Below are 25,282 nucleotides of genomic sequence, written 5' to 3' on the forward strand. Positions count from 1 at the left end.
TCCATAAACGTTACAAAGATAGAATTTTAAACATTTATAGAAGCTAAAGCCTTGTACTAAAGTACATAGTTTTAACTAGCGAACTTGAAAAATAAACAAATAGATACGATAGCTCGCAGTATCAACAAAAATACGTCTGCATCTTCTCTTAGTATGAAACAACGACAAGTGCAAGGATATGAAAAAGATATACAGAGTTTTCGTTCAAAAGTAGCTGATTACCAGAAAAAAGTAGCTTCTAAATCAGCAGAGTTAGGAAAGAAAAAGCAAGAATTACTAAAGGCTCAACAAAAGGAACAGAAAAAAATACAAGATGAGCAATTGAACTTTCAAAGAAAATTACAAGAAGATATTGCAATCCAAAAATCTCAATTAGAGACACTTATTGGGATAAACTACTCTGCACAAAACAATTCTGGAGATAACGAAGAAATTATAACTAACAAACAATATGATTTTTTATTTCTCATGCTTCCGAAGATAAAGATGATATCGTTAGAGACTTAGCCGAAGCATTAAGGAATAATGGTTTTGAAGTTTGGTACGATGAATTTGAATTAAAGATTGGAGATAGTCTCCGAAAGAAAATTGATTATGGTTTATCAAATGCTAATTATGGAATAGTCATTGTATCTCCTTCATTCGTTAAGAAAAATTGGACTGAATATGAATTAAATGGTATGGTTGCAAGGGAAATGAATGGGCATAAAGTTATTTTACCGATTTGGCATAAAATATCTAAAGATGAAGTTCTGAAATATAGTCCAACATTAGCAGATAAATTAGCACTAAATACTTCAATTCATACCATAGATGATATCGTTCAAAATTTAAAAAGTCTATAAGAAGGGGTCGCAAAAAGGGTCGCAATTTATCAATATAGAGCAAAGTATTTATTTCACTGGATTTTCAAAGGATTAATAAGGCTTTAATATTGAATAGTTAAAAACTCAATAATCAGATTATCAAATACATAAGTAGTTCGCCAGAAACCTCTAAGAGTATTGAAAGAGGCTGTCTCACAATAGAATTTTGCTATCTATATGATAGTTCCTGTAATGAAATAGCCTCTTGTCTTATTTGTAAAGCTATCAAATATTAAATTATTTGGCAAAGTTTAAACAAAAAGAAAGAGGCAACCTCATTGTGAGACGGCCTCTTTCTGTTTTTCAGAGAGTTGCATTTTTGCAAAAAGAAAGAATAGAAAGAAAAATTAGAGAAATTACACAATCTGTTGGTCGAAAATTGGTCGAACTTTTAAAACAATTTAGACATGAGAGCAACAGTAAAATTTGTACTACGTAACGATTACGTTCGTAAAGATGGTAAGCAACAACTTTGTATGCGTTACATCGCTTACCAAAAAGATTCCTATATTGGTTTAGGAATATCAATCTTACCCAAACATTGGGATGCAAAAGCAATGATGGTTCGTGCGGGAGAGCATCTGGCACATTTATACAACAAAATCATCACTAAGATTTATGAGAAGGCGAAAAGCCTTATTATGAATTTCTACGAGAAGCCTTTGCCAATTCCTCAATTCCGAAAAGAACTATTAGAGATCAAGGACGATGACAACACGGATTTTTATTCTTTCGTAGAACAGGAATTAGAGGTTCTTAAACTAGATAGAGCCAAAGGTACTATTTCGAATTACAAAAAGCTTATTAATACGATGAAGGAATGGAAGCCAACTCTTCATTTCCATGAAATTACATTAGACTTTATCGAAAAGTTCCATGCACACGAAATAGAGCAGGGAAATTTAGAATCAACAGTCAATAAGAAGCATGCTAATTTCAAGTTTTTGATTGGTCGGGCTGTACTTAAAGAAAAGATAGAAAAGAATCCATATGAACGGTTTGCTATAAAAAAGAAGATTAAAGCACAAAATAATGATGTACTGACAGAACAGGAGATTGATAAACTTTATAAAGTATATACAAGCAATACATACACCAAAGGAAAACAAACTGTTTGGCGTAATTTTCTTTTTTCCTGTTATACTGGGCTTTCTTATGCAGAGTTTGATGTAGTTACTTATGCCGATTTAAAACCTTATGTTGTTGATGGCAAGAATTGTCATTTACCTAGTAATGAGAGGTATAAAAATCAAATCCCCTATAAAATTCCGATTATTTCCGACAAAGTAAAATTGTTACTTGCTTCTGGTAAAGATTTTCAGAAGATTTTTATACCTATTACAAATCAAGTAAGCAATAGATATCTGAAAAAGATAATGAAAGACCTAAATATTGAAAAGAAAATGACATTCCATCGAGCCAGACATTCATTCCGAACAATTGCTGCCCGAAAAGGGATTCAAGATAATATTGCAGAACGGATGATGGGGCATGCAGAGGGTAATGACATTAAAGATATATACACGCATCTACATGATGAGGATATTATTCGGGAGATGCTAAATAAGTGGATTGCCTAAGATGTTAATTAAATGCCATTTGAGAGGTATTCTTGGTATATCCTCTCAAATGGCATTTATTGATTGGCATAGCGATTCTACTTAATCAGTCAAAATATAATAAGATACCGAAACTGTTTTATTGCTCGTCTCTGCCTTTTTAATTCCATCGACAAAAATAGAGCTAGTAAAGGTTAATTCATCAGAGATCGTTTCTCCGTCATCGCCATTGGCATATACCGAGATATAGCAATAATCGCCGTATTTCATTTCAAGTTCTGTCGAAAATGGAGATTTAACAAATACTTCTTTGGCGTCTTCCGAAATGTGTTCTATATCTGCATTTTTGGTGGTGTATAGGATGCGAAGTGTCGTGTTTGGGTTATCGCAAGATGCTTCATAACGGACTTTGTAGGTTTTACCAGTTGTATCGTCTCCATCGTTATCGCTACTACATGAAAATATAACGAAAGGGAGAAAAAGAATGAGTGTTCTGATAAGTTTAGTCATTGGATGTATATTTTTAGTGTGAATAATCATTTGATGTATTATTATTATGTAACAATATCGTTTTATTGTAATATGATATTGTTATAAAACGATATTATTGTTTTATTGTTTTATCATTTTATAGCATTGTTTCCCATCTGCTGAAAGGATAAACAAGGCATTCATTTCTTGTCTAGTCTGCAACTTAGGGTTCATAAAGGAAAAACGGGATTCGGCTTTTTGGGCAAGAATGTCAGACGGATTTCTGGATTCATAACGGCTTAAGTAGCCGGGCTTCCATTCTTGAGCCTTTTTTAGTTCAGTCTTGGCAATCTCAAGTTTTTCAGTGGAGTTTGAGATGATAGCTTTAGCAACAAGCTGATTTTTCTTTCCCTTTTGTTTTTCTATTGATTCTTGCCAATGCTTGATGCTCTTTTCGGCAGATTCTATTTTCTTGGTTCTTTCAGCATCAAAACGTTTTTGTAAGATGGCGATACTATCGGTAACAGTTATATCGGAGACTTTCATTTCAAGAAACTCAATCTTTAAATCTGTTTTGATACCGTTTCCCGTTTGCAGATAGTCTGCAATAGCCTTTTCATATTCGGATTGAGAAGTAGAACAGGAAATAACAAAAGGGAAGAAAAGGAGTAAGATATACTTTTTCATAGCAGGGCAGTTTTGACGATGAATACTGTGCTAGCATCTTCTAATGCTTTGTTATTCGACTTTCCTAAAGAAAGGGCTTCTTCAAATTTGTCATGTGCTGTATAGAGTAACTTCCATGCGAAAGGTAATGCGTCTATATCATCTTCGATTTGGTCGGCATGCGTTTGCCACACTTGATCAAAAGCGACTTTCATAAAGCGCTCTTGGATTAATTCTAATGATTCAATTTTAGTCATAAAATGATTATTTTGTGATTAATAATTATGAGCTCACTATTTCACAATAGCGATTCACTTAACCGCAAAAAAGATGCGGTACTCACTTGCTCGAACTAAAGGCACTGGTATACCCGCAAACGAAACAAGCAAGCCCGCACCAAACCGGCACGAGCATTGCACAGTTCATCTCGTTTGCTTATGAAATTACCAGTTTCCCGTTTCGAGGTTATGTGAACGCTAATGTTATGTTTTAATGCGACGCTTCGCATTGTTATTTTCTATGGCAGAGATAGTAAGATTCTTATAATAAGATCACAGAAACCTCTAAATATAAGGTTTTTGAATGAAAATTGGGCTATTGTTCAAACATTTAGTACTTTTGGAAGCGACAAGAGATAGAGTGTTATTCCAAAGTACACACTATTTCCGAATTCAAGTATGATTGGTGTAGTTGGGGTACACATATAAGTGAGTTAGTGGCAAGCCAGACGGTGTGAGCAATGAAATTAAGTAAACATAAAAGAATAATAATGGAAATGTGTAAAATTTGTTCAAATAAGCGTGAGCAAGAAAAGGTATTATGCTCTAGCTGTCAAAGTCTAATTGAAGATTTAGATTTTGACACATTTAATGCAGAAAGAAAGTGGCTTGAAGAACTATTTGTAGGAAGATTTAATAACTTTTTAGTGGTTTTTTCATTGATAGTTACGGCAGGTTTTGCAAATAATCTTGAGAATTGGAAATATCTTGTTTTTTACTTTGGAGCAATATTGTTATCTTTTTGCTGGTTACCTCTTGTTCGCGCTTACCATAAATATGACAATGCGGTAAAAATACTTTTAACTCTCAAAGAATTTAAAGGTAAACCAAATCAAATTGGAATTATGCAGGAGTTATATGGAAAACGAAAAAACAATATATTTAAGAATTTTACAATTTCAAGATGGTTGGCATTTTATATTCCTATTACATGTGTAGTTTTCTTGATTATTGTAGGGTTAGGTATAAATCTTTGTATTATCAAATGAAAACAAATAATGATCTAAATTCATTAGTATCCTAAATAATAGATAAAAAGCCAGCCACGAACATGCGGTTTGCTGTAATGCGGGGCGTATGCCCGCAGAAAATCCTGCCGGATTTTTAAGCGTTCACATCCGCGCGAACATTTGTGAAACCCTGTACTACAGCAAGCCGCCGAACGTTAACAGCAAGTGGTGGGTGATAGTGTGATATTCAAGAGATTCTTTTTTAGATACTTGAGACAATATAAAATACTTTATAGCTTTTGTTGAATTATAAACGAAATTATTGTGTATGACATTTACAGATTTTGAAAAAACAATCAATCTGAAAAATGAGAAAATAAGTGAGAAGATAAAACACAAAAATGTTGGAAACCTATTTTTTTATTTTGACAAAGATCTAAGTAGTGGTTTTCTTGACTATAAACAAATATTTTATGCAAATAACAAATTAATCGATATAAACTCTAATGAATAGTCAAGAATGAAATCTCCATTGATATCTGAAAAGTAATATGATGAAAAAGCCTTTCCATATTTTTGCTTTGTGAATTCGGATAAGGAACGTTTCGATTAACAAGTCTATCATCTGAGAAACATTTAAAACTTTTACTTCAGATTTTTGAGCCTTTTGAGTTTCAAAATAACGGGATAATTGTACTGGAGTCCAATTGTATTCGGTTCTTTCCCATTCAAGAGCCACTTTATGATACTTATTTTTGAGTTCCAGTAAGTATTCGTTCTTTTCCAGAAAATCGGGATCTTTGGCTTTGAAACATTGGGCTGTCTGATCCCAATCTTTGTAAAGGGCTAGAATATTGAGCACTTTTATCGCTCTCGGATAATTAGTACGAAAAAATATCATTTCAAGCTTTACCTGTTTTTTGTTCTTGGGGTTAGGCTTCCCCTTAAAGTTAATTGTGAACATAATTGATAGAGTTAAACCTTCATGAAGCGCAAAAAACGCTATACATAATTCTTTACATGAGAATAGGGTTTTCCTCTATTTAAGGTTTAAAATGGAAAATTGTCCATATAACCTTACTATTATAAATTTCACAATATCAACACCTTAAATACAAATTCATTATCTATGAAAGGTATACCACTAATTTCGTGATGACAACCTTTTCTTTTTTATAAAACATTGATTTCCAAATACCACTTCTAGTCAAATCTGTAGAATGCACATCTTAATGCATATTCGAGGGTTATATTGATATTTTGACTACCCTCAAATATATATTTTTAGGGCTAGCCGGTACATAAAGCATACTTATCTCCCAAATCGCGATGTATCTACACCCTCTACCTTCGGTTTTTTATAATTACCAAACCGATAGGTAAATGATAACCTGAATACAGGTGCATTTGCATATATCTTCATCGTATTGTATTGATTCATATAGTCGATAACCGTATTTGCCGTCCTGCTCTTGAATATGTCTTCTACTTTAAACATCAGTTCGGCATTCCTGTTCATAAAAGTCCATTTCACACCAGCATTCACATCCCACATTTTCTTTATGTCGTAAATGCCCTGTATAGCCCCATGCATATAAAAGCCAGAAAGATCGAACTTAATATCGGGTTTCGATGATATATTGAATGTATTACTGCTGCTAATTACAAACGAGTTCATGCCTCTCTTATATGGCGTGTCGTAAAAATTATCGTCTTTCTGTTCCTGGCGCATAAGGCTAAGTGTTGTTCTCGAATCCCATATTTTATTGATCTTGAACGGTACAACCAAAAACAAGCTGTATTGCTTACTGTAATCAAGGTTTACCATCTGGAATATATTTTCCAGAGCATTTTGCGATTGGTAAGGAAGCTGTATGTAGCGGTCGGGGTTATATTCATAACTTGCCCCAATAATATATTTCTGATTGGCAATGAACGTTAGCTGCGACTTATATTTTTTCGAAAATTTCAGTTCGGGATTCCCCACTGCTTGCGAATATGCGTTAATCTTAAACCTGTCGGTACTCAATGCCCAATAAGGCGGGTAATCTATGTCCGACGAAAAAGAAAACTGCAATATCCGCATAGGGCTGTACATATAAGTAAGGTTGACATTTGCAAACGGCTGAAAATCGTCCCACAATGTCTTTTTTGCTCCCATAATGTCGATAGACGCTTTGAAATAGTTGGCAGACACAGATGCCTGAGCCGACAGTTTAGAGTTGAATGATTTCGAAATCCCTGCAAAAACAGAACCCGTATATTCTTTCTGTTTTGTATCGCTTATCGAATCAAGGCTATTGCTGTCCGGGTCTTTATAATAATCATACTTGTTGTTATTATTCGACATCGAGAAATTTGCACCATAGTTGATTTTCCATGTTTTAGCTACCATTATATTATGGTTGGCATAAAACAGAGCCTTGTTTATTTTCTGTCCTGTCTCCGTCTTGAAAGCTGTTTGCAAGTTTCCATCGGGCAAATAGTCGAAATATTTATCGGTAGCCGGATCGTGATAATAGGTATAATCTACGCCGATATTGAACTGTTTGTGCGAATTATATTCCGTTTTCAGGTTGTGCATATAGTCGTTCCCTGCTTTATGGTTTTGCGAACGGATATCAGTATATGGGATATCGTCTTGCAGGAAGATGGTATGCGACGAAGGTGTATTTTCAGATTCTGACAGTTCGTTTGTGTAAGCCAGGCTTATTTTATCCTTGTTTTTGAATGTATATCCCAGCCCCAGCCTCATATTTATATCCTTATAGTCGGAAGTATGTTTGTTATTCTGCGTAATGTCGTACACATGGTCTTTCGATTCGTGTACAGCATACATGCGGGTTTTACCCCACCCTCGCGCTTTGTTTATCCCTACTGTAAGGTCGGCATTGAAAGATGGTTTTGCATAAAGCAGATTTCCTCTGAGGTTGAAGCCCTCGTAAAAAGCCTGTTTATATTCGGCGCTCCCTTCCCCTTGCAGGGTAGGCAGTTGGGCCGACTGTTCTTTCAATACTACATTGATAGCTGCGCCTCTTACATTATATTGAGGTGGAGCGCTGTACATTATTTCTACATTGGCTACACGCGATGCGGGCATAGATTTTAATAATGAAATAAGTTGCGATACACTCATGCTTGTCTTTTTCCCGTTTAGCAGGATTGCATATTCCGACGAGCCAGCCAGCTGTATTTCATCTCCACTACCCATTATTCCCGGTATGTTCTGCAAAGTTTCGAATGCATTCGATACAGTTTTACCCTGTATCAGTTGGGGAGCGTCGTATATAAGTTTTCCATCCATTGCTTTTACAATGGGGCGTTCGCCATTGACAACGATTTCTTTCAGTTGCTTGTTTACAGGCTCTAATATATAAGGAGGTGTTTCTATATCTGAGTTGCTGATTGATATGGCACTACTCTCAGTTTTGTAGACCATATGCCTCAGAGTTAACATATAATTGCCACTCTCCATACCGGAGAAATGAAACCGCCCTGTACTGTCTGACAATACGGTTTTCACCTTCGTACTATCAGCGACATTGTTGAGAATACAAGTCACACCTTCGACTATCTGGTTCGATTCGTCCATCACCGTACCTGTGAGATTATATTTTTGCGAATGGGAGAAAATAGATAAAGTTAGAAAAAGTAATAGTAGAGTAGGTTTCATAGTTGTATCGTTGTTGATTTTCATATGGCAAAGCTATATATATCGGCTCTAAATCTATGTTTCCGTTTTCCTACTTAGTGTTATCAAGTGTTATCGCCATTTTACTTTTAATTTTTTATTTCCATGTGAATTTAATTTTTATCTTTGACAATTATTGAATTATATAACACTAACGGCGAACAACTATGCAAGAATCTTTTAAGAGCAGGGTGGCTAAGTTCTGGAAATCTTTTTCGGAAGAAGAATATCAGATTCGGGAAATGATGGATAATAAAGCAGAAGGCGAAACTCTTCTGAATTTTGTAGACAGCATATTGCAAATAGCATTTCACAAGGTATATTTCGAAATGGGGATAAACCATGAAGGCAAATACGAACTGATACTCACTCCCGAAGGCGACCGGGCACAGTTGATGCTATTGCACTACTGGTTGCAACACGCGCCCGAACATCTCTGGGAGAAATGGAACTTCTATTCATCCAAGCCTGCACATGGTAAACCGGGTTCGGCAATAGAAATGTTCGGTGTCAGGATCAGCGACGACGATGTAACCATTTATCCCGAAACCGATGGCGACAGGCCGAAAGTCAATATAGAAGTATGTAGCCCTAAACTGATGGCATTGGAAGAAAACAAACGCTATTCCATGTTCTTTATATATATGGATCAGTTTATCGGCGAACTATACTCGATGGAATACATCGGTTATATCGACTTTGTAGAAAACAAGTTGGACAAACCATCGACCAATATGGTAGGCTTGAAAGGAGTAATAGATAAAGCCATAGAAGATAATAAATGGACAAAATATGAAAATCCTACCGAAATATATTCTACTTATAGGCTCGAACCAAGCGAAGAAGAAGACTGGACGCTTCGCGAAGATATTTTTTCGGGTTATACCTCCTGTATTCCCCTTATCAATGATTTCTATAATGGTGAAAACCGCCGGGTAGACGAAGCGAAGGAAAACGGGGTGCATTTCGGGTTCTTATTTTTCGAGAATATAAATATTCCCCGTGAGGATGTAGTCAATTTCAGAGGCGATATAGAAGATAAGATTATCGACCAGGCAGCTACATATGGTATAGCCGAAAGCTTGGGTGGAGCTACAGGCTTCCATTTTTCGTATATCGATTTTATTATATACGATTTCGAAGCATTTGTCAAAGTTGCCAAAGAAGTTCTTGCAAGTTATAACTTCGAAGAAACGGGCTATTCCGATTTCACGCGGGATGCAGAGCCGCAGATTTTTAATTAATAATAAAAACTTGAACCCTGAAACCTCAGTTTCGGGGTTTTATTTTATTTTTTTGAAACAAAATCATTACTTTTGCCGTTCAATAGCCATAGCGTTATATTAGTAGTAAATAAAACCAAATAGAGTTCAGACTGCTCTTATTTATATAATATGCAAAAAAATTTAGTTATAGTCGAGTCTCCGGCCAAAGCCAAGACAATAGAAAAATTTCTCGGTAAGGATTTCAAAGTTATGTCCAGCTATGGGCATATTCGCGACCTGAAAAAGAAAGACCTTGGAATAGACCTGAAACATGGCTATACGCCTCTATACGAAGTGCCCGCCGACAAGAAGAAAGTGGTAGATGAACTGAAAGCCGCTGCCAAACAAGCCGATATAGTATGGCTGGCTTCCGATGAAGACCGCGAAGGGGAAGCCATATCGTGGCACTTGTATCAAACACTGAAACTCGATGAGGAAAAAACGAGAAGAATAGCTTTTCACGAAATAACCAAAGATGCCATTCTCCATGCTATAGAAAACCCGCGCAAGATAGACGTACACCTTGTAGATGCACAGCAGGCACGACGGGTGCTCGACCGCATAGTAGGCTTTGAATTGTCACCCGTACTCTGGCGCAAAGTGCGTCCCGCCCTTTCGGCAGGACGCGTGCAATCGGTTGCCGTACGGTTGATTGTAGAACGCGAACGCGAAATACAGGGATTCAAAGCAGAAGCATCGTATCGTGTAACAGCCATATTCACCAAAGAAGAAAACGGAACAGTATCAGAGATAAAAACGGAGCTCAATAAACGCCTGAAAACAAAAGAAGAGGCTGTCGCTTTCCTCGAAAAACTGAAGAGTGCAAACTTCTCGGTAGAAAACGTGGAAACCAAACCGATGAAAAAATCGCCGGCAGCACCATTTACTACTTCTACATTGCAGCAGGAAGCTTCGCGTAAACTGGGATTTCCGGTATCGATGACAATGATGGTTGCCCAGAAACTATACGAATCGGGAAAGATAACATATATGCGTACCGATTCGGTAAACCTGTCCGATCTGGCAATAAATACATCCCGCAACGAGATAGAAACTGCATACGGTAAACAATATTCTAAAGTCCGTCGTTTTTCTACCAAATCGAAAGGAGCGCAAGAAGCCCATGAGGCCATCCGCCCTACATATATGTCGGAACACACAGTTTCGGGTACAGCCCAGGAGAAAAAACTTTACGAGCTGATCTGGAAGCGTACTATAGCATCGCAGATGGCCGATGCCGAGTTGGAAAAGACGACTATTACTATAGCTATATCGAACGAAAACAGCTTGAAATTCAGTGCAGTCGGCGAAGTTATAAAATTCGACGGGTTTCTTCATGTCTATCTGGAAGGTACAGACGATGAGAACCATGAAGACGAAGCTAGCCTTTTGCCTTCGGTAAAGGTAAACGAACCAATGGCTATGAAAGAAACTATAGCTATGGAACGTTTCACACAACGTCCGAGCCGGTACAGTGAAGCTGCTTTGGTAAGGAAACTCGAAGAGTTGGGAATAGGACGCCCTTCTACTTATGCGCCCACTATTTCCACGATTCAAAACCGCGAGTATGTCGAAAAATCGAATATAGAAGGTACAGAACGCAAATATAATGTCCTTACATTGAAAAAGGACAAGATAACCGATACGGAGAAAAAAGAAATAACCGGGACAGACAAAGGTAAGCTTATACCTACCGATACAGGGATGGTCGTAAACGATTTCCTTACCGAATATTTTCCTAATATTCTCGATTATAATTTCACAGCAACCGTAGAAAAAGAGTTTGACCAGGTAGCCGATGGCGAAGAGAACTGGACGAAAATGATAGACAAATTCTATAAGGTTTTCCATCCTGTAGTAGAAGAAGCGTCGAATATGCAAACCGAGCACAAGATAGGCGAGCGCATATTAGGTACCGACCCTAAATCGGGGCGTCAGGTATCCGTCAAGATCGGACGTTTCGGACCAATGGTGCAAATAGGCACACAGGAAGATGCAGATAAGCCTCAGTTTGCAGGCCTGCAAAAGAACCAGTCGATAGCTACTATTACACTCGACGAAGCCCTCAAATTATTCGATTTGCCGCGTACGCTCGGCGAATTTGAAGGAAAGGAAGTTTCGGCAAGTACAGGACGCTTCGGGCCATATGTGAAGCATAATAGCAAATTTGTTTCCCTGCCTAAAGACTACGATCCATATACTGTGACTATAGAAGATGCTATCCTGCTGATTGAAGATAAACGCAAGAAGGATGCAGAAAAAATAATCAAGACATTTGAAGAAGATGCCGACCTGCAATTATTGAACGGACGTTACGGCCCATATATAGCATATAAGAAGAAAAATTATAAGTTGGCGAAAAATGCAAAGCCCGAAGAATTGACATACGATGCCGTATTGGAAATAATAAAAGAGCAGGACTCGAAAACAGATACTAAAACAAAAAAAAGTAAAAAGAAGTAAAAAACCTTCTTTTTACTTTTTTCATATATAATTCAACAAACTGGCAATAACATCTTAAAATGATATGCCCATGAATAGATTGCTGGAAAATACCTTTGGATATAAAGGAATACGTCTGCTGACTCCTTTATTAGATTTGCTTATAATACATGGAGCATACATGCTTTCTTTCTATATACTGAAGGAAGATTTAGAGAACTTTGCTGTAAACTACAATGCCTATTGGGCAATTCTCCCCTATATTGTTATTGCTTATCTCATTATCAGCCATGTATTCGAATTGGATAAACCTAAGGACTTTTCTATTTTCGGAATAGGATATACAGTATCTTTAGTCATTGTCTTGCTTTTGGCATTTACAATGGCAGTGAGCTTCTTTATCCGCGAATTTGCCCTTCCTAGAAGTATCCTGTTGATTAGTGCTGCATTTCAGGTCTTGTTTATAAGCATCTGGCACCTGCTTACCAATAAGATATATTACGAGTCGAATAAACGCAAGACAGTCTTAGTTATAGGGCGTGAAAAATCGCAACCATTAGCCTATAAACTTCTGGAATCGAGAGGGATGTGGTCGCAGATAAAACATGTATGCGCACCCGATCATCCTAAAGTGTATGATTATATAGACGAATGCGATGTAACTTTCCTTACCGAAGATGTAGAGGAGAGCCTCAAGCAGGAAATTGTTTTCTACTGTGTCGAAAAAGACCAAATACTGCTCTATCAGCCCAAAAATACAGATATATTGCAATTCAACGGAAACATTGTACAGATAGACGATTCTCCTTTGTTAGATGTTAGGGAACTCGGACTATCGGGCAGCAGCGAATCTTTGAAAAGGATTTTGGATGTACTTTTAAGTACAATCGCCCTTGTTATATTCTTAATACCCGGCTTCATTATATACCTCATATTGAAGACCGGAGGATCGGCCTTTTACATGCAGGAAAGGATGACCCGTAACAATAGGATATTCAAAATATATAAATTCAGGACAATGGTCCAGGATGCGGAAGCTATTTCGGGGCCTATACTGGCATCGAACAAGGATAGCCGTATTACGAAATTAGGACGAATATTGAGAGCAACGCGGCTCGACGAAATTCCTCAGATTTATAACATACTTGTTGGCGATATGAGTATCGTAGGGCCACGCCCCGAACGCCCTGTTTTTGTAGAACAATTTGCCAAAGAAATACCGGAATATAATTTGCGCCATAGAGTAAAAGCCGGATTGACGGGTTTGGCACAGGTACAAGGCAAATATAATACAACTGTAAGGGATAAGCTGAAATACGACTTGTTGTATATCAACGGCTATTCTTTTGCTTTGGATTTGAAACTCATAATGCAGACAATGAATATCATTCTGCGCCTAAGCAGCACCGAAGGGGTGAAAAGTGTGACCGAACTCGAAGAAGAAGTGGAAAAGCTGACAAGGCGCCAATAATACAGAATCAATGAAAGATTTTAATCATTTGATACAAAGCCGTCGTAGTACGCGAAAATTTACCGACCAGCCATTAGACCCTTCGCAGGTAGAAGCTATAATGAAAGCCGCTCTGATGTCTCCGGCATCGAAAAGCACCAACCCCTGGCAATTTGTATTGGTAGAAGATAAAGAAGTGCTCGAAAAATTATCGCAATGCAAAAAAATGGGCAGTAAGCTGATAGCCGGATGCGCATTGGCTGTAGTAATCCTTGCCGATCCATTTGCCAGCGATGTATGGATAGAGGATGCTTCCATTACGTCTATAATGATGCAGTTGCAGGCCGAAGATCTGGGGCTTGGCAGTTGTTGGGTGCAAGTACGCGAACGCTTTACAGTAGCCGACACTCCGTCGGACGAATATGTGCGGGAATTACTGGATATTCCGTTGCAAATGCAGGTATTGTCTATTATAGCTTTGGGGCATAAAGCGCAGGAGCGTCCTCCTTTCGATGACGAGAAGCTTCAATGGGAAAAGGTACATATAGGTAAATTTAATATTAATCAGTTAGCAGACTAAAATATGGCAAATAATAATTCATCCTCTTCTTCCGGCAGGTCGAACGACCGTTTGTCTTACGGGCTTGTTATCCTTATTTTTGGGGTATTATTCCTGTTGGACAAAATGGATATCCTCGATCAAATACCGTATGCTAACAACCTGATCAGCATAGGGGCTTTTTTTCTTATCGCCGGATTTGTATTCCTCCTCACCCAGCCTAAGAGAGTAATGGGATGGATATTTCTGGGCGTTGGTATTTTGCTGAATGCTAATGTATTTTTTAGTTGGATGAGTAGTTATTCCAACCTGATAGTCCCTGCCGGGCTGATAATTGCGGGAACAGCAATGATATTGACTTCGAAAAAGAAAAACTGATGAAAGTCGTTCTGATTGGGGCGGGAAATGTAGCTACACAACTAGGCCGTGCATTATATAGTAAATCATTTGATATAGTGCAGGTTTATAGCCGTACAGAAACTTCAGCTTCTTTATTGGCTAAAGAGATTGGAGCAATTGCCATTACCGATATCAGCAAAATTGCTATTGATGCCGATTTCTATATTTTCTCTCTTAAAGATTCAGTATTAGAGGATGTTTTAAAGCAGGTGCCTGAAAACAATGGTATCTGGATACATACGGCAGGCAGCCTGCCTCTTGACATTTTTTGTCCATATACATCCCGTTGCGGGGTTCTTTATCCGTTTCAGACTTTCAGCAAAAACAGGGAAATCTGTTGGGCTGAAATACCATTGTTTGTAGAAGCTTCGGATGAGGCTGTGTTATCAGAGATAAGAAATATGGCTGATAAACTATCAGGAAAAGTATATCCTCTCTCTTCCGAAAAGAGGAAATATGTACATCTTACCGGTGTTTTTGCCTGTAATTTTTCCAATCATATGTACACCTTGTCTAAATTATTCCTCGCAAAAGTAGGATTGCCATTCGATGTGGCACTACCCTTAATTGACGAAACGGCAAATAAAGTGCATACTTTATCTCCCGAAGAGGCTCAGACAGGGCCGGCAGTACGTTACGACGAAAATATAATCCATAAGCATCTCGACTTGATTGAAGATGAGCAAATAAAGAAAATATATGCTTTACTGAGTGAAAGCATACACAAGATGAATAAATAAGCAAATACTATGAGTACTATAAATTACGACCTGAGCAAAATAAAGTGTTTCATATTTGATGTCGATGGCGTATTATCGCCAAATTCTATTCCGCTGTCTCCGGAAGGTGAACCTATGCGCATGGTTAATATCAAAGACGGATATGCCCTTAACATGGCTGTGAAGCATGGTTATGGAGTAGCAATTATAACGGGAGCCGATACAGAATCGGTTCGTTTACGCTTTAGCCGTTTGGGCATCAAGGACATCTATATGAAGTCGAGCATAAAAATAAATGATTTCAACGATTATATATCAAAGACCGGATACAAGCCCGAAGAGATTATCTATTCGGGCGACGATTTGCCTGATTATCATGTAATGAAAGAAGTTGGGCTGCCCGTTGCTCCGGCTGATGCCGCCCCCGAAATAAGAGGGATTGCAAAATATATATCCCATTGTAAAGGAGGTGAAGGAGTTGCCCGCGACCTTATCGAGCAGGTATTGAAAGTGCAGGGAAACTGGATGAGCGAAGAAGCCTTTGGGTGGTAAACGGAAAATAATATCGATTTTTACTCTTCTTATATATATCTTGCACAACAAGTATTTAAGGAAATATTAAAGTTCATTGGCTATAATCCCCTAAAGACAGACTATCTTTATATCAAAACAGAGAGTATATGAAAAGAATCGCTATCACGGGTGCTGCCGGCAATTTAGGAGGACTGCTTGCACAAGGTTTTAAGGACATGGATGTCTATCTAAATCTTCTTATTCACAAGAAAGAGGTTTCGGCAGACTTAAAGGATAAAAGCAATGTTGATATATTCAAAATTGACCTGAACGATAAAGAGACGCTTTATCCGGCATTGCAGGATGTAGATGTTGTGGTACATTTTGCAGGAGTATTGTTCAAAGCCAACCCAGAGAAATTCCTGCCTACTACCAACACCCATTACTTCAAAAACCTACTAGATGCAGCTGTTAAACAAAAGGTAAAGCGCGTAATCCTTATCAGCTTTCCCCATGTGGAAGGAGAGAACACCCCCGACAATCCCGCAAAAGGAGTATTGACCGGACAACCAGAATCTATGCATGCCCGCACCCGTCTCGAAGAAGAAAAGTTACTGTTCCGGTATGGTGAAAAACATGGATTCGAAGCTGTATCGCTGCGGGTAGGCATGGTATATGGAGAGGGAATATTGATGATAGATGCCGCCCAATGGTTTGCACGCCACTATCTGCTGGGGATATGGAAAAAACCGACTTATATTCACCTGATATCGAAAGACGATTTTGTAAATGCAACTATTGCAGCATCTATAAAAGACGGCATAACAGGTATTTACCATATAGGCGATGAAGGAATACAGACCCTACAGCAATTTTTCGACGACATCACCACATATAAAGGGAATCACAAGCCTTGGCGAATGCCCGTTTGGATGATAATGACAGCAGCAAGGGGGTTTGAACTCTTTTCGGCTATATTCAATACCCGCAGCCCATTGACTGTTGATTTCATAAAGATAGGTATGGCGTCATATTATGGAGATACCGGGCGTATGCGAAAAGAGTTATTGCCCAATCTGAAATACAAGACTTACAAAGACGGAATGGAGCTATTCTAAATCCATTACTTACCTAATGGCTGGCAATTGGGGCAATAGTAAACAGTTCCTCCCAAATAGGCCTCTTTTACGATCTCATTGCCACAGTTCGGGCATGGCTCTTTATATGTATTCTTTGACAACAGACATTTGTAGCCGCCAAAATTACCGTAAAAATCCTTTTCGGTATTGCGTCCGCCCCTATCTGTCATATTATGCAGGGTGACTTTCAGGCAATGGAATAAATCGCCTTTTTGCAAGTCGCCTATCGTAGATATTTTGCGTTTGGGATGCAGTCCCGACAGGAACAAAATATCCTGTAATACCCCATTGCCCAGTCCGGGAATGCGCTGTTCGGTAGCCAGCAGGGCTTTTATCGACATATCGCGTCCGGCATTCCGGAATATGCTGTCGAAATAATTGGTGTCAAATTCATCGTTCAAAGGCGATATGCTATTCAGGCTTCCCTTATGATATTTATTATCGAGTTCACCTTTATAGGCATAGATAGAGCCATACATGGATACAGTAAACGCAACGAAACTTTTATCGTCAAACTCTATCAACATCTGGTGCTTTGCCGGATGTTTCTCAAAGGCCGGATAATACTTCAGGTTAGTACCATCGCTGATAGAGAGAGTTATACCAGCGTCGCAATGTATGTCTATGAATGCTCCATGACCGTGTATGGAGTCAATCTCACGCCCAACCAACGTGTCGGGATATAAAAGCGGGTCGCCATTATACCACGTAAATTTGTGCGGGCTTGTGGCTTGTACAACCTTAGCTATCCGTTTCCCTGCCAGTATCGATTCTGCCTGACGGGCAATTGTAGCCGATTCGGGAATTTCCAACATATTCTTTTCTTTATGTAATACGATATCAAAGATAAAAAACTATGGGATCAAAGGCTCTAAATCTGCTATATTTTCTTCGAAAGAGTTCAACTTATCTTTTTCTCCTGCAAGCCAGATGATATCACCTTCTTGAAATTGGATTGCCGGCTCCACATTGATAATGGACGCCTCTCCCCTATCAACGCCAATCACCATACATTCAGTCTTTTCGCGGATGCCTGCACTTACTATCGTTTTCCCTATCAGCGAAGAACCTTTTTCTACCAGATATTGCGACAGGCTGATATGGTGCTGTGCCTCTTCTTCCATTTCCGATGCCTGAGCACGTTTGTCTTGCAGATATTGAGCCAATTGCAGCATTTCTTCATCCGAACCGGATACTACAAGTCTATCGAATGGATACAACCGTTCATTCCCATCGGGAATATTGATTTTTTTGCTCCCCCTTATTATTGTTACGATATTCACACCTGTTTTCTGCCTGAAATTCAGCTCTCTAAGTGTACGCCCTATACTAGAGGATGATTGTGATATCTCGAACTCTTCGATATGTATATTTTTCGATCGTAAATCGTTTGCTACAGTAGGCAGTATAGCAGCCTTCTTCTCATCGAGTAGCTGTTTCAGGTTCAGGTTTTCCAGAAAACGCGCTTCTATCCTGCGCGACTGTTCCTTAAATCCTTCCGAAAAGATTATTAATGTAACTACTGCCAGCGATATTATGACCATTAGAACCGTAAGTTTTGGGAATAACGGGATCAAAACCATCAGCACCAATACAATACATATAATGATACGGAAAGCAACAAGAGAGATTAACGCTCCCCTGTTCAGGCGATTGTCTTGCCACAGGTTCTTAAACTCTGTCGAACGGTTTTTCTTCATCATTATAGCACGCAGAAATGGAGCCATAGCCAATAAGGTTATTATTGCTGAAATAACATTTCCCCAGATACTTCCCGGCACATATTCTACTATGTAGGGGGTGATAAACGACTGAAAGACAAGCAATATAGCAATAGAAACGGTAAAATAGACTGCAACAAGGGTCAAGATGCTTTTCAGTAGCTTTTTCCAATCATTTTGCTTATTTACTGTGTTATACGACGATACACCATATCCCTCTATCAATTTGCTCCATCGGGATGGCATACGTTTTTCTATCCAATTGTAAGCATTTTCGGAATATTTTATACAATATGGAGTGGTAAATGTTGTTATCACCGATACAGCGACAATTATCGGATAAAGTGTTTCTGTAATTACTCCCAGGCTCATACCCAGTGTAGCGATAATAAAGGAGAACTCCCCTATCTGAGCCAAACTGAAACCTGATTGTATAGCCACTTTCAAGCCTTCGCCCGATGCAAGGACACCAAGAGTCGCAAAAATAACGCGCCCGATAAGTACAACCAGAGTCAATAACAAGATGAGCAGTGCATATTCGTAGATCACCGCCGGGTCTATCATCATACCCACCGAAACGAAGAAGACTGCTCCAAAGAGATTTTTCAACGGCTCTATCAAATGTTCTATATGCCGCGATTCGATAGTTTCGGCAAGGACAGATCCCATTATAAAGGCGCCCAACGCTGCCGAAAAACCGACTGCCGTAGCAAAATATACCATACCAAGGCAAAGGCCGATGGCTACTATCAGCAGGGTTTCATCGTTCAGGTATTTCTTCAGCTTTTTCAATAGTGTAGGTATCATGTAAATACCGACAACGAACCACATAAGCATAAAGAATATGAGCTTTACAACACTGTTTGCCAGTTCGCCGCCCTCGAAATGCTGGCTGACGGCAAAGGTAGACAGCAAAACCATCATCACAATGGCAGCAAGGTCTTCCACGATAAGCATACCAAAAACAATACCTGCAAATTTTTTCTTTTGCAGGTTCATATCGTTAAATGCTTTTATAATAATTGTAGTAGACGACATAGACAGCATTCCTCCCAAGAATATACTGTTCATCGGCGACCAATCGGGAATCAGGTTTACAATCAACAGTTCGCCGGCCAGATAGCCGATGATAATCATCGACCCCATATTGATAAGTGTGGCTATGGAAGCTTTGCCCCCCACATCCATCAGCTTTTTGAAACTAAACTCCAAACCCAGTGCAAATAAGAGGAATATAATACCCAACTCGGACCAGATAGTAACATTTCCCATATCCGATATTTCGGGTAATGCCTTGAAAACACCTGATACCTGCTGCTCGGAAATACCCGTTACCTTAACGACCAGTTTCTCTACAAATTCTTTGAAATGGAGGCTAGCCAAAAAACCTGCTACAATATAACCTAATACTACAGGCTGTTTCAGCCATTTGAATATTATAGTTACTATGCTTGCGGTTATAAGAATTATAGCCAGATCGCTTATAAAATCGGGTAAATGAGCCATATGTTAATAAAATTATTTGAGGTGTATTATGTTCTTTTTTCTATTTGAGAAACAACAAAATGCTGCTTCCAGTTCATAAAATTACTAAAAAAATAACTTAATGAAAAGAAAAAATACTTTACGTCGCAAAAAAATAAAGATTTATTACTTTTAGCTACCAGTCAGATTTTAGTGCTTTTAAGGTTCATTTAGTCCGCAATAGGGTCTGGATCATTATCACAATATCCTCTCCGTAACCTTTGCGCGATGCCCAACGCTTTTCTAATGCCCTAACCGTCACCGCTGTGCCTTTTATACCATGAAAATGGCGTGGATCTTTTGTATTTTTCTTAGGATAACCTTTTGCTCCTGCATACAGAGCCAAATGATCGACATGCGCTTCTATACCCTCTCTCCAGGAAATGAATTTTTCGTATGACACTATTTTCTCATCATCTCCTCCCGAGTTAGTTTTTATCCCGCAGGGATTTTTGTAAGTTTCCTTCAATATTCCACCGAATCTGCCATACCCGGTTTCCATAGCCGCCTGGCAGTAGGCAACCACTGGGTCTATACCTAGAGATGGACATATCTCCCAATAAAAATCGGCCAGATTTATAAACAACTGTGTCGCCCTTCTATTTTTAGCCCATTTTTTTGCTTTTTCTTTATCTGTTCTGGGCTTAGATAATATGGAGTAATCTTTTGCTTCTGTGATTGCAAAACTAAAAACAGAAACAAATATTAATAGGAGTATCCTTTTCATTAGGGGTATCAATTTATTATAGTTTCTTTTATTTAGTTTAGGTCTATCGTTTATAATTCTGCAACAACTACAATATTACATTATTCTGTTCATTAATTAAAATTTACAAATTCAAACAGAGTGTTATTTAACATATTTTAAACACACTCATGCTATATAAAAAAATAAGGACACCCTGACGGGCATCCTTATTGCCTGATATTTAGTCGTTTAAGAAATTCTTATTTCTTTGTTGCAGTGAACACAACCACACGGTTCCACTCATCGGTAGGGAACAATTGTTCTTTATCTCCGCTAGCTTTAACAGTGATACGGTCTGATGCGATATTATATTTGTCTATCAATACTTTAGCTACAGCTTGAGCGCGTTGTTCCGACAATCTTTGGTTGACAGTGGCATTACCTGTGCTCTTGTCGGCATAGCCTGTCACTGTTACATTCATATTCGGATTATCGTTCAGGTAACGTGCTGCATTGTAGATATTGATATCCTGATTTTTCTCCAATTGGTCGCTACCAAGACGGAATACTACAACAGCGTTCATCAACACTTCGGTTTCTTCTTTTACTTTTTCTGTTTCTTTCACTATAACTTGAGGTTCCGGCTTGTTTGCCAATTCACTCTTCAAGCGGTTGATTTCGGTATCTTTGTCGTTCAATGAAGCTTTTTGTGCATTGATTTTTTTATTCAATTCATCGAGTTGAGATTGATCGATACCTTCCGCTGCTCTGAAGCCTTTTTTCGACAGGTTGAATTTAAGCCCCAACATAGCGTCAATTACGCCATCATACGATTTATCGGCTTCATAACCATTAAAGTCGTCACGCAATAGGTTGCCGGCCACTTCCAGATTGAGGCTTACAATACTGCTCAAACGAAAATCGGCTTGAAATCCGGCACGGGGGGCGATAATATTGGTAGTTGTTAGGTTGTAATCAGAGTTTTTGAATCCGTGAAAATACCCGAATCCGGCTATACCGTACAAGTTGAATGCCCGGTCTGGCTTATAGCCGCAAAATGCGTTTGTAAGATTCACCAAAGCATCCAGATTGGTTTGGATGTACTTAACCTTGTATGTTCCTTCTATGCCTTCTTCTACCTTGTAGTAGTTTTTAGATTGCCAGCCGCCAACTCCCAAACGGGCACCGAATACAGGTGTAAAATGTTTTCCCAACGAGAAAGCTACATGAGGGGCAATAACGTCGTCGAAAGAAGATTTGCTATGAAATTCTGTGATTGTATAGCTAGCACCACCTTGCAACTGAATATACCAGTTTTCTCCGATTTTGGAAGGGTAGTAAGCCGTTTCTTGTGCCAATGAAGGCATTGCCATCAAGGCAAAAGCCGCAATGCTTAATAGTAGTTTTTTCATTTTCTCAATGTGTTGATTAAATAAAATTTTATAAAGTTTGTCGTGGGCAAAAGTAGATATTTTTTATTTTGCAATCAAATATTAACCAAAATAAGAGCAAGTATGGTTAATTTTTAAGATTATTTTAACGAATATCTTTACTTGCCATTTTAAAAGAAATGGATATAATACATTGATTATTTGGCTTCAATATGGCACCAGTGAAAACGATTGCCAGGTCAATTGTTTTTTGCAGCAATTATTATTTCAGCTCTTTGCAATGCTATACTAATATTATCGCAAATATTTTCTTTCCCTATCATTTGAGGTATCGAGGAGTTTTCTATCACGCTATGAACTTCTTCACCTACCCCGGACAAAACAATCTGAATGCCACCTTTCATTGATTTTTTGCAAAGGCTTTCCAGATTATGAAGCCCTGTGGAGTCTATAAACGGCACTTTGCGCATACGGATAATACGCACCTTCGATTTATCGCCGATAATACGCATACTTTCTTCAAACTTATTGGCTATACCAAAGAAGAAGGGGCCGTCTATTTCATATACCTCAACGCCTTGTGGCAAGGTTAGGACTTCGTCGACGTGTGCAAATTCTGTTTCTTTAGTCAGGTCGAGCTTATCTTTTATAACCGACACCTGAGTTACTTCGTTTATCCGTTTCATAAATAGCACCACTGCTAATATCAACCCGACTTCTATAGCTATTGTGAGGTCGAATATAACTGTAAGGAAAAAAGTGATGAGCAATACTGCAACATCCGACTTAGGATTTTTCAATAATGCCCTGAATGTCCGCCATTCACTCATATTGTACGACACAATAACCAATACTCCTGCCAGGCAAGCCATCGGTATATATTGTGCCAATGGCATCAACAGCAATAAAATCAATAAAAGGACTACTGCATGTATAATTCCGGCAACGGGCGTGCGCCCTCCATTATTTATATTAGTCATAGTGCGGGCTATAGCTCCCGTGGCAGGAATACCACCAAACAAGGGCGTAATAATATTAGCTACACCTTGGGCTATAAGTTCTGTATTCGAATTATGCTTCTCGCCTCCTATTACACCATCTGCCACAGTAGCCGACAGCAACGATTCTATAGCTCCCAGCAGTGCGATGGTGATTGCTACAGGCAGCAGGTCGGTAATCGTCTGCATATTGATATCCGGTATTTCGGCTTCGGGCAGGGTTGTGTTGATGCTGAAACGGTCGCCAATGGTATCTATAACAGTTATGCCAAAGTAGTTTTTCAGGAAATAAACAATTGCCGTTACGATGATAATTGCAACCAGCGAACCCGGTATCTTCTTTACGATCCTGGGAGTAAGAACGATGATTAAAATACTGCCGATGCTTACTATCGTATTCCACCAGTTGATAGTATCAAAGTGCCTGAAGTAGATAATCCACTTACCGACAAAGTCTCCCGGCACTTTTTCTCCATTAAAATCGAGTCCGAATATGTCAGCTATCTGTGTAGTAAATATAGTGACGGCAATACCACTGGTAAAGCCTACGATGATTGGATATGGTATAAACTTGATAATCTTGCCGAGTTTGAACACACCCAATAGCACTAGTATGACCCCGGCTATGATAGTGGCTATAATCAAACCCTGTATTCCATAATTCTGGACAACACCATATACTATAACGATGAATGCCCCGGTAGGACCTCCGATTTGTACACGGCTCCCCCCCAGAAATGAAATGATAAATCCGGCAATAATAGCCGTGATAATACCTTGCTCGGGCGTTACTCCCGATGCGATACCAAACGCCAAAGCCAGAGGCAAGGCTACAATACCTACTATAAGGCCGGACATAAGGTCGTTGACAAACTTTTCCTTATCGTATGTTTTCAACGAAATAAACAACTGAGGAGTAAAATCCTTCAACAGTTTCTTTTTCATAAGGGGTGAACAAAAATAGGAGATTGAGTGTTTAGAAAATAACTTACTGCATATTAATAATGTCTATAAGCATAAGATAATGTCTATAAACAATTTGTATAACTTAACAACTAAGTAACTAACACTAAAGAGAATTTCATCTTATTAGCAATTTCATTTAATGCCCGCAAAGGTATAAAATGATTTTCAATCTTTTCGCCAAATGTATATAAATATTAAATTTGTATAAACTATCATTTAAATTATCTGAAAAAGTTATGGAAAAAAGTATTAAAGGAACTGAGACTGAAAAATGTCTATTGAAATCGTTTGCCGGAGAATCTCAGGCACGGACGCGCTATACATTCTTTGCTAGTGTGGCTAAAAAAGAAGGCTATGAGCAAATAGCAGCCATCTTCCTCGAAACAGCCGACCAGGAAAAAGAGCATGCTAAGCGTATGTTTAAATTTCTGGAAGGGGGCATGGTCGAAATTACGGCCTCTTATCCTGCCGGAAAAATAGGTACGACCGAAGAAAACCTTATCGAAGCTGCTGCCGGCGAGCACGAAGAATGGTATGTAGACTATCCTGCATTTGCCGATATAGCCGAAAAGGAAGGCTTCAAAGAGGTTGCTGTAATGTACCGCATGATAGCCAAGGTAGAAAATATGCACGAAGACCGTTACAGGGCTCTTTTGGCGCGTGTACAAAGCGAAGGGGTATTCTCTCGCGAAGAAGCTATCGACTGGCAGTGCCGTAATTGTGGTTTTGTTATCAACGGTAAGAAAGCTCCGAAGACTTGCCCTGCATGCTTACATCCTCAGGCATACTTCGAACCATTGAAATGGAATTTCTAATAAGGAAAGTGGAATGACAGCAGTTTGCGATGTTGATTCCCACAAAAGATAAAGAGGAAATACTATGAGGGTGTGTCATATAACCAGAACAAGGAGGGGTGTCCCAAAAATAGGATTGCACTGTCAAAAATATTATATTCTTTGTCGTTAACTACATTTCGTTCGGTCGAACGATGTTTCTGAGAATAACGAAGGATCTCGACTCTCAAAAG

General features: G+C 38.7%; 24 protein-coding genes. 14 read left to right on the plus strand and 10 right to left on the minus strand.

Annotation, left to right across the window (positions count from 1 at the left end; genetic code table 11):
- Nucleotides 1–84 precede the first annotated feature (84 nt).
- The 3 genes from D0T57_RS15645 to D0T57_RS01825 all read left to right on the plus strand — a co-directional run bounded on the left by D0T57_RS15645 (nt 85) and on the right by D0T57_RS01825 (nt 2,446).
- Complete coding sequence (locus D0T57_RS15645; protein ID WP_221412270.1) at nt 85–507, plus strand: hypothetical protein; 423 nt, start codon at nt 85–87, stop codon at nt 505–507.
- Nucleotides 492–845 (plus strand): toll/interleukin-1 receptor domain-containing protein, encoded by a 354-nt coding sequence (locus tag D0T57_RS15650; RefSeq protein WP_368666895.1) that lies wholly within the window; start codon nt 492–494, stop codon nt 843–845. The genes D0T57_RS15645 and D0T57_RS15650 overlap by 16 nt, the downstream gene beginning before the upstream one ends.
- A 428-nt stretch (nt 846–1,273) precedes the next feature.
- On the plus strand, nt 1,274–2,446 hold the full coding sequence (locus D0T57_RS01825; protein ID WP_163270288.1) for a site-specific integrase: 1,173 nt from the start codon (nt 1,274–1,276) through the stop codon (nt 2,444–2,446).
- Between the two features lie 81 nt (nt 2,447–2,527).
- Here the strand turns inward: D0T57_RS01825 and D0T57_RS01830 are convergent, their stop codons facing one another.
- The 3 genes from D0T57_RS01830 to D0T57_RS01840 form a co-directional block, all read right to left on the minus strand.
- Complete coding sequence (locus D0T57_RS01830) at nt 2,528–2,935, minus strand: hypothetical protein (RefSeq protein ID WP_163270291.1); 408 nt, start codon at nt 2,933–2,935, stop codon at nt 2,528–2,530.
- A 102-nt stretch (nt 2,936–3,037) separates the two neighbouring features.
- The gene (locus tag D0T57_RS01835) at nt 3,038–3,583 is read right to left on the minus strand and encodes a hypothetical protein (protein WP_163270294.1); all 546 of its coding nucleotides are present in this window, start codon (nt 3,581–3,583) and stop codon (nt 3,038–3,040) included.
- A complete protein-coding gene (locus D0T57_RS01840) occupies nt 3,580–3,819 on the minus strand; it encodes a hypothetical protein (protein ID WP_163270297.1) in 240 nt (79 codons plus the stop codon). Before D0T57_RS01840 ends, D0T57_RS01835 begins: the two co-directional genes overlap by 4 nt.
- Before the next feature lie 482 nt (nt 3,820–4,301).
- Here D0T57_RS01840 and D0T57_RS01845 point away from each other — a divergent pair, with 482 nt between their 5' ends.
- On the plus strand, nt 4,302–4,829 hold the full coding sequence (locus tag D0T57_RS01845) for a hypothetical protein (RefSeq protein ID WP_163270299.1): 528 nt from the start codon (nt 4,302–4,304) through the stop codon (nt 4,827–4,829).
- Nucleotides 4,830–5,118: 289 nt separating this feature from the next.
- Nucleotides 5,119–5,304 (plus strand): hypothetical protein, encoded by a 186-nt coding sequence (locus D0T57_RS01850; RefSeq protein ID WP_163270302.1) that lies wholly within the window; start codon nt 5,119–5,121, stop codon nt 5,302–5,304.
- On the opposite strand, the gene D0T57_RS01855 is transcribed toward D0T57_RS01850, so the two are convergent.
- Complete coding sequence (locus tag D0T57_RS01855) at nt 5,305–5,754, minus strand: hypothetical protein (protein WP_163270305.1); 450 nt, start codon at nt 5,752–5,754, stop codon at nt 5,305–5,307.
- A gap of 348 nt (nt 5,755–6,102) precedes the next feature.
- The gene (locus D0T57_RS01860) at nt 6,103–8,463 is read right to left on the minus strand and encodes a TonB-dependent receptor family protein (RefSeq protein ID WP_163270308.1); all 2,361 of its coding nucleotides are present in this window, start codon (nt 8,461–8,463) and stop codon (nt 6,103–6,105) included.
- A 185-nt stretch (nt 8,464–8,648) separates the two neighbouring features.
- Here D0T57_RS01860 and D0T57_RS01865 point away from each other — a divergent pair, with 185 nt between their 5' ends.
- The 8 genes from D0T57_RS01865 (at nt 8,649) to D0T57_RS01900 (ending at nt 16,946) form a co-directional block, all read left to right on the plus strand.
- The gene (locus tag D0T57_RS01865) at nt 8,649–9,725 is read left to right on the plus strand and encodes a hypothetical protein (RefSeq protein ID WP_163270311.1); all 1,077 of its coding nucleotides are present in this window, start codon (nt 8,649–8,651) and stop codon (nt 9,723–9,725) included.
- 150 nt (nt 9,726–9,875) lie between these two features.
- The gene (topA, locus tag D0T57_RS01870) at nt 9,876–12,209 is read left to right on the plus strand and encodes a type I DNA topoisomerase (protein ID WP_163270314.1); all 2,334 of its coding nucleotides are present in this window, start codon (nt 9,876–9,878) and stop codon (nt 12,207–12,209) included.
- Nucleotides 12,210–12,279: 70 nt separating this feature from the next.
- Nucleotides 12,280–13,659, plus strand: a complete 1,380-nt coding sequence (locus D0T57_RS01875; RefSeq protein WP_163270317.1) for a sugar transferase — start codon at nt 12,280–12,282, stop codon at nt 13,657–13,659.
- 10 nt (nt 13,660–13,669) lie between these two features.
- Nucleotides 13,670–14,218, plus strand: a complete 549-nt coding sequence (locus D0T57_RS01880) for a nitroreductase family protein (protein WP_163270320.1) — start codon at nt 13,670–13,672, stop codon at nt 14,216–14,218.
- Between the two features lie 3 nt (nt 14,219–14,221).
- Nucleotides 14,222–14,575: a hypothetical protein gene (locus D0T57_RS01885; RefSeq protein WP_163270323.1), complete on the plus strand. Its 354-nt coding sequence runs from the start codon at nt 14,222–14,224 to the stop codon at nt 14,573–14,575.
- Nucleotides 14,575–15,336, plus strand: coding sequence for a Rossmann-like and DUF2520 domain-containing protein (locus D0T57_RS01890; protein ID WP_163270325.1), 762 nt, complete (start codon nt 14,575–14,577; stop codon nt 15,334–15,336). The genes D0T57_RS01885 and D0T57_RS01890 overlap by 1 nt, the downstream gene beginning before the upstream one ends.
- A 9-nt stretch (nt 15,337–15,345) precedes the next feature.
- Entirely contained in the window at nt 15,346–15,867 is a 522-nt protein-coding gene (locus D0T57_RS01895) for an HAD family hydrolase (protein ID WP_163270327.1), read from the plus strand.
- A gap of 128 nt (nt 15,868–15,995) precedes the next feature.
- Nucleotides 15,996–16,946, plus strand: coding sequence for an NAD(P)-dependent oxidoreductase (locus D0T57_RS01900; protein WP_163270329.1), 951 nt, complete (start codon nt 15,996–15,998; stop codon nt 16,944–16,946).
- Nucleotides 16,947–16,951: 5 nt separating this feature from the next.
- On the opposite strand, the gene D0T57_RS01905 is transcribed toward D0T57_RS01900, so the two are convergent.
- The 5 genes from D0T57_RS01905 to D0T57_RS01925 all read right to left on the minus strand — a co-directional run bounded on the left by D0T57_RS01905 (nt 16,952) and on the right by D0T57_RS01925 (nt 24,234).
- Nucleotides 16,952–17,782: a zinc finger domain-containing protein gene (locus tag D0T57_RS01905; protein ID WP_163270331.1), complete on the minus strand. Its 831-nt coding sequence runs from the start codon at nt 17,780–17,782 to the stop codon at nt 16,952–16,954.
- Between the two features lie 39 nt (nt 17,783–17,821).
- Nucleotides 17,822–20,194: a cation:proton antiporter gene (locus D0T57_RS01910; protein ID WP_163270333.1), complete on the minus strand. Its 2,373-nt coding sequence runs from the start codon at nt 20,192–20,194 to the stop codon at nt 17,822–17,824.
- Between the two features lie 184 nt (nt 20,195–20,378).
- The gene (locus D0T57_RS01915) at nt 20,379–20,939 is read right to left on the minus strand and encodes a glucosaminidase domain-containing protein (protein WP_163270335.1); all 561 of its coding nucleotides are present in this window, start codon (nt 20,937–20,939) and stop codon (nt 20,379–20,381) included.
- 221 nt (nt 20,940–21,160) lie between these two features.
- A complete protein-coding gene (locus D0T57_RS01920) occupies nt 21,161–22,312 on the minus strand; it encodes an OmpA family protein (RefSeq protein ID WP_163270337.1) in 1,152 nt (383 codons plus the stop codon).
- A 218-nt stretch (nt 22,313–22,530) separates the two neighbouring features.
- A complete protein-coding gene (locus D0T57_RS01925) occupies nt 22,531–24,234 on the minus strand; it encodes a SulP family inorganic anion transporter (protein WP_163270339.1) in 1,704 nt (567 codons plus the stop codon).
- A gap of 257 nt (nt 24,235–24,491) precedes the next feature.
- Between D0T57_RS01925 and rbr the strand changes: the two genes are divergently transcribed.
- On the plus strand, nt 24,492–25,070 hold the full coding sequence (rbr, locus tag D0T57_RS01930) for a rubrerythrin (RefSeq protein WP_163270341.1): 579 nt from the start codon (nt 24,492–24,494) through the stop codon (nt 25,068–25,070).
- Nucleotides 25,071–25,282 lie beyond the last annotated feature (212 nt).

Origin of the sequence: Dysgonomonas sp. 511 (assembly GCF_010501105.1) — a bacterium.
In the GTDB taxonomy this organism is placed as follows: domain Bacteria; phylum Bacteroidota; class Bacteroidia; order Bacteroidales; family Dysgonomonadaceae; genus Dysgonomonas.

What these genes read in the sequence shown, in the direction of transcription:
- D0T57_RS01825 (WP_163270288.1), top strand. Translation starts at nt 1,274, where the DNA reads ATGAGAGCAACAGTAAAATTTGTACTACGTAACGATTACGTTCGTAAA.
- D0T57_RS01830 (WP_163270291.1), bottom strand. Translation starts at nt 2,935, where the DNA reads ATGACTAAACTTATCAGAACACTCATTCTTTTTCTCCCTTTCGTTATA.
- D0T57_RS01835 (WP_163270294.1), bottom strand. Translation starts at nt 3,583, where the DNA reads ATGAAAAAGTATATCTTACTCCTTTTCTTCCCTTTTGTTATTTCCTGT.
- D0T57_RS01840 (WP_163270297.1), bottom strand. Translation starts at nt 3,819, where the DNA reads ATGACTAAAATTGAATCATTAGAATTAATCCAAGAGCGCTTTATGAAA.
- D0T57_RS01845 (WP_163270299.1), top strand. Translation starts at nt 4,302, where the DNA reads ATGAAATTAAGTAAACATAAAAGAATAATAATGGAAATGTGTAAAATT.
- D0T57_RS01850 (WP_163270302.1), top strand. Translation starts at nt 5,119, where the DNA reads ATGACATTTACAGATTTTGAAAAAACAATCAATCTGAAAAATGAGAAA.
- D0T57_RS01855 (WP_163270305.1), bottom strand. Translation starts at nt 5,754, where the DNA reads ATGTTCACAATTAACTTTAAGGGGAAGCCTAACCCCAAGAACAAAAAA.
- D0T57_RS01860 (WP_163270308.1), bottom strand. Translation starts at nt 8,463, where the DNA reads ATGAAACCTACTCTACTATTACTTTTTCTAACTTTATCTATTTTCTCC.
- D0T57_RS01865 (WP_163270311.1), top strand. Translation starts at nt 8,649, where the DNA reads ATGCAAGAATCTTTTAAGAGCAGGGTGGCTAAGTTCTGGAAATCTTTT.
- topA (WP_163270314.1), top strand. Translation starts at nt 9,876, where the DNA reads ATGCAAAAAAATTTAGTTATAGTCGAGTCTCCGGCCAAAGCCAAGACA.
- D0T57_RS01875 (WP_163270317.1), top strand. Translation starts at nt 12,280, where the DNA reads ATGAATAGATTGCTGGAAAATACCTTTGGATATAAAGGAATACGTCTG.
- D0T57_RS01880 (WP_163270320.1), top strand. Translation starts at nt 13,670, where the DNA reads ATGAAAGATTTTAATCATTTGATACAAAGCCGTCGTAGTACGCGAAAA.
- D0T57_RS01885 (WP_163270323.1), top strand. Translation starts at nt 14,222, where the DNA reads ATGGCAAATAATAATTCATCCTCTTCTTCCGGCAGGTCGAACGACCGT.
- D0T57_RS01890 (WP_163270325.1), top strand. Translation starts at nt 14,575, where the DNA reads ATGAAAGTCGTTCTGATTGGGGCGGGAAATGTAGCTACACAACTAGGC.
- D0T57_RS01895 (WP_163270327.1), top strand. Translation starts at nt 15,346, where the DNA reads ATGAGTACTATAAATTACGACCTGAGCAAAATAAAGTGTTTCATATTT.
- D0T57_RS01900 (WP_163270329.1), top strand. Translation starts at nt 15,996, where the DNA reads ATGAAAAGAATCGCTATCACGGGTGCTGCCGGCAATTTAGGAGGACTG.
- D0T57_RS01905 (WP_163270331.1), bottom strand. Translation starts at nt 17,782, where the DNA reads ATGTTGGAAATTCCCGAATCGGCTACAATTGCCCGTCAGGCAGAATCG.
- D0T57_RS01910 (WP_163270333.1), bottom strand. Translation starts at nt 20,194, where the DNA reads ATGGCTCATTTACCCGATTTTATAAGCGATCTGGCTATAATTCTTATA.
- D0T57_RS01915 (WP_163270335.1), bottom strand. Translation starts at nt 20,939, where the DNA reads ATGAAAAGGATACTCCTATTAATATTTGTTTCTGTTTTTAGTTTTGCA.
- D0T57_RS01920 (WP_163270337.1), bottom strand. Translation starts at nt 22,312, where the DNA reads ATGAAAAAACTACTATTAAGCATTGCGGCTTTTGCCTTGATGGCAATG.
- D0T57_RS01925 (WP_163270339.1), bottom strand. Translation starts at nt 24,234, where the DNA reads ATGAAAAAGAAACTGTTGAAGGATTTTACTCCTCAGTTGTTTATTTCG.
- rbr (WP_163270341.1), top strand. Translation starts at nt 24,492, where the DNA reads ATGGAAAAAAGTATTAAAGGAACTGAGACTGAAAAATGTCTATTGAAA.